The organism is Saccharomonospora saliphila YIM 90502, assembly GCF_000383795.1.
In the GTDB taxonomy this organism is placed as follows: domain Bacteria; phylum Actinomycetota; class Actinomycetes; order Mycobacteriales; family Pseudonocardiaceae; genus Saccharomonospora; species Saccharomonospora saliphila.
Window position 1 is genome coordinate 322,144 of record NZ_KB912728.1, and the last position, 4,086, is coordinate 326,229.

4 protein-coding genes are annotated in these 4,086 nt (G+C 73.9%); all 4 read left to right on the plus strand.

The genetic code is table 11. The features are described from left to right. Nucleotides 1–21: 21 nt before the first annotated feature. The gene (locus SACSA_RS0120510; protein ID WP_019819720.1) at nt 22–528 is read left to right on the plus strand and encodes a hypothetical protein; all 507 of its coding nucleotides are present in this window, start codon (nt 22–24) and stop codon (nt 526–528) included. Nucleotides 529–646: 118 nt separating this feature from the next. Further along, nucleotides 647–2,902 carry a xanthine dehydrogenase family protein molybdopterin-binding subunit gene (locus tag SACSA_RS0120515; protein ID WP_019819721.1) on the plus strand — a complete coding sequence of 752 codons (2,256 nt, stop codon included), beginning with the start codon at nt 647–649 and terminating at the stop codon, nt 2,900–2,902. A gap of 6 nt (nt 2,903–2,908) precedes the next feature. Next, nucleotides 2,909–3,379, plus strand: coding sequence for a (2Fe-2S)-binding protein (locus tag SACSA_RS0120520; protein WP_019819722.1), 471 nt, complete (start codon nt 2,909–2,911; stop codon nt 3,377–3,379). Then, nucleotides 3,376–4,086: FAD binding domain-containing protein (locus tag SACSA_RS24040; protein WP_019819723.1), on the plus strand; the 711-nt coding region annotated here is incomplete at its 3' end. The genes SACSA_RS0120520 and SACSA_RS24040, both read left to right, overlap by 4 nt.

Consider the following 4,086-nt stretch of genomic DNA (forward strand, 5'->3'; position numbering starts at 1 on the left):
CGTCGTGGGTACCCGCCGACCATGTCCGCCGTCGATTCCGCGCTGTCGACCTACCTCAACGACCATTACGCGGCCGCCGTGGCCGCCACCGAGTTGACACGCCGGATGGCGGCCGCTCGGCGGGACGCCGCCGACGCCGCCGAGTTCGCCGCGCTGGCCGACGGCGCGGCCGAGCACCTGCGCGCACTGCGGGCGGTGCTGTCCGAGCTGGACATTCCCGTGCGCCGGTACAAGGCGACCGCCGCGTGGGCCGGGGAAAAGCTGGGCAGGCTCAAGCTCAACGGCCGCCTGCTGTCCGGATCGCCGTCGAGCCCGGTGGTGGAACTTGACGGGCTGGCCATGCTGCTCACCGCGCGGGCGGCGGTGTGGCGGGCTCTTCTGGCCGTGGCACGGCACGACGGGCGTCTCGACGAGCGCGAGCTGATCGAGGCGGTGGGGCGGGCCGAGAATCAGGCCGAGTCGGTACGGGTGCTGCACACCCGCTACGCCGAGGCCGGGTTCGCGCCCGCGCACGCCCGGCGGCGCTGACCCGCACCCCGGAGGGGTGCACCGGGCGACGCGGGCCTCCCTTTTTCGGATTTCCCCTTGCGAGGTGCCTACCGCGCGTGGGCATGATCGTCGGCGTCAACCGCGAGCGGGAGGTCAGATGAGCATCGCCGGGACCAGGGTGGCCCGCGTCGAGGACCGCACGTTGATCACCAGCGGAGGGACCTACGTCGAGGACCTGCGTGCCGAGCGGCTCACGGGGGCCGCCTACGCCAGGTTCGTCCGCAGCCCGGTCGCGCACGCCCGCATCGCCGCGATCGACGTCTCCGCCGCCCGCGCGGCCGACGGGACGGTCGCGGTCTACACCGCCGACGATCTGGACCTCGCGCCGGGGTCGGCCGGGCCGGTGACCCAGCCGTGGCTGGCCGGCGACGTCGTGCGCTATGTCGGAGAACCGGTCGCGCTCGTGCTGACCGAACACCCGTACCAGCTCGCCGACGTCGCCGAACTGGTCGACGTGGACTACGACCCGCTCGATGCCGTGCCCGACCTCGACACGGCACTCTCCGACACGACGGTGCTGCATCCGGAGCTGGGCACCAATCTCGTCGCCACCCACGGCGGCGAGTTCGCCGACGACACCTTCGCCGGCTGCGAGGTGGTCGTGACCCGCACGATCGCGAACCAGCGCCTGGCCCCGGCCCCGCTCGAAGCGCGCGGCGCGGCGTGCGCGTGGGGTGCGGACGGCAGGCTCACGGTGTGGCTGTCCACTCAGAACGCCCAGCTCGCGCGGTCGGCGATCGCGGCCGGACTGGGGCTCGACGCCGAGCGGGTCCGGGTGATCACACCCGATGTCGGAGGCGGGTTCGGCGCCAAGATCGGCGCGGACCCGGAGGCGGTGGTGCTGGGCTGGGCCGCCCGCGCGGCGGGGCGCGCGGTGCGCTGGTCCGAGGAGCGCGGCGAGAACATGGTCGCGATGACCCACGGCCGGGCGCAGCGCAACACCATCACGATCGGCGGCCGTCGCGATGGCACCGTCGAGGCCGTGCGCGTGGAGGTGCTCCAGGACGCCGGAGCCTATCCCCGCGCGCTGTTCCTCCCGGTGCTGACCGAGCTGATGGCCTCGGGGGTGTACCGCTTTCCCCGGGTGGAGACGGTCAGCCGGGCCGTGGTCACCAGCACCACGCCGGTCGCGGCCTACCGCGGGGCCGGGCGCCCGGAGGCCACGGCCGTGCTCGAACGCGGGATCGACCTCTTCGCCGCCGAGCTCGGCATGGACCCCGCGAAGGTCCGCAGGCGCAACCTCGTCCGGCCCGACGAGTTCCCTTACACCACCGCCACGGGCGCCACCTACGACACCGGCGAGTACGCCGAGGCACTCGACCGTGTCCTCGCGGCGGGCGGCTACGACGCACTGCGTGAGGAACAGCGGCGCAGGCGCGCCGCCGGGGACCCGGTGGCACTGGGCATCGGGCTCGCCTGCTACGTGGAGATCACCGGGGGAGATCGCGGCGGGGAGAGCGGCCGCGTCGATGTCCACCCGGACGGGTCGGTCACCGCCTACACCGGCAGTTCCCCGCACGGACAGGGGCTGCACACCACGCTCGCGATGATGCTGTCCGACCGGCTGGGCGTGCCGATGGAGCGGATCACCGTCCGCCACGGTGACACCGACGAGGTGCCCCGGGGAGTGGGCACCATGGGCTCGCGGTCGCTGCAACTCGGCGGTTCGGCGGTGCGGCAGGCCGCCGACGAGGTCATCGAGCGGGCGCGGCGGCTGGCCGCCGAGGAACTGGAGGCCGCGCCGGAGGACCTGGTGCTCGACGCGTCGGCCGGTCTGTGGCAGGTGCGCGGCGCCCCGGCGGCGGCGAGCCTGACTTGGGCGCAGGTGGCCGCGCGGGCCGATCCCGGTCAGCTCACGGCCGACGTGTGGTACGGCGACGGAGCCCCGACCTATCCCTTCGGGGCCCACCTCGCCGTCGTGGAGGTCGACACCGAGACCGGCAAGGTCACGCTGCGCGGGATCGTCGCCGTCGACGACGCGGGCCCCGTGGTCAACCCCGTGACCTTCGAGGGCCAGCGGCACGGCGGGCTCGGGCAGGGCGTGGCGCAGGCGCTGCTCGAGGTGATGGACTACGACGCCGACGGCAACCCCACCACGGCCACGCTGGCGGACTACGCCTTCGTGACCGCGGCCGAGCTGCCGGACTTCGAGCTGGTCGAGATGGCCACGGCCACCGACCGCAACCCGTTGGGCGTCAAGGGGATCGGCGAGGCCGCCACCATCGGGTCGACCCCGGCGGTGCACAACGCCGTCGTCGACGCGGTGGCCCACCTCGGGGTGCGTCATCTCGACATGCCCACGACCCCGTTGCGGGTGTGGCAGGCACTGACACGAGCAGGAGAGGCGGACTGAGACGACGTGCGCGTCACGATCGACATCAACGGGCGGACGGTTTCCGAGGAGGTCGAGGACCGGACCCTGCTCGTGCACTTCGTACGGGACACGGCGGGACTGACCGCCACCAACGTCGGCTGCGACACCACCTCGTGCGGGGCGTGCACGGTGCTGCTGGACGGCGAGTCGGTGAAGTCGTGCACCGTGCTGGCGGCGCAGGCCGACGGGCACGCGGTGACCACGCTAGAAGGGCTGGACGGGGCGGACGGCGAGCAGCACCCGGTGCCGCGCGCGTTCGCCGCGCGGCACGGTCTGCAGTGCGGCTTCTGCACCCCGGGCATGATCATGGCGTCGGTTTCGCTGCTGGCCGACACCCCGCGGCCGACCCGGGAGCAGGTTCGGGCCGGGCTGGAGGGCAACCTGTGCCGCTGCACCGGATACCACAACATCGTCGACGCCGTGGTGGAGGCGTCGGGACAGGAGGTGGACCGGTGATCCCCGCGCCGCTGCGCTACCGGCGCGCGTCCTCTGTGGACGACGCGCTCGGAGTTCTCGCGGAGTACGGCGACGAGGCGAAGCCGCTCGCGGGCGGGCACTCGCTGCTGCCGCTGATGAAACTGCGCCTGGCCGCGCCCGAGGTGGTTGTGGACATCGCGGCGCTGGACGAGCTGCGCTACGTGCGCCGCGACGGCGACGAGATCGCGATCGGCGCGCTGAGCCGGTACCGCGAGCTGGAGACCGACCCGGTGCTGGCCGAGCACGCGCCGCTGCTGGCGCACGTCGCGGGGGTGATCGGGGACCGGCAGGTGCGCCACCGCGGCACCATCGGCGGGTCGGTGGTGCACGGCGACGCGGCCGCCGACCTGCCCGCCGCGCTGATGGCCTGCGACGCCGTGTTCGTCGTCCGCGGCACCGGCGGGCACCGCACGGTGGAGGCGGGGGACTTCTTCCTCGGCCCGTTCACCACCGCGCTCGAACCCGACGAGGTGCTCACCGAGATCCGGGTGCCCGCGCGGCCCGGCCCGAACTGGGCCTTCGAGAAGTTCACCCGCCGTGCGATCGACTGGGCGATCGTGGGGGTGGCCGTCCAGGGCGGGTCGGTCGGTCTGATCAACATGGCGGGCACGCCGCTGCGGGCGGAGGCCACCGAGCGCGCGCTGACCGCCGGCGCCACCGCGGCCGAGGCGGCCCGGCTGGCCGAC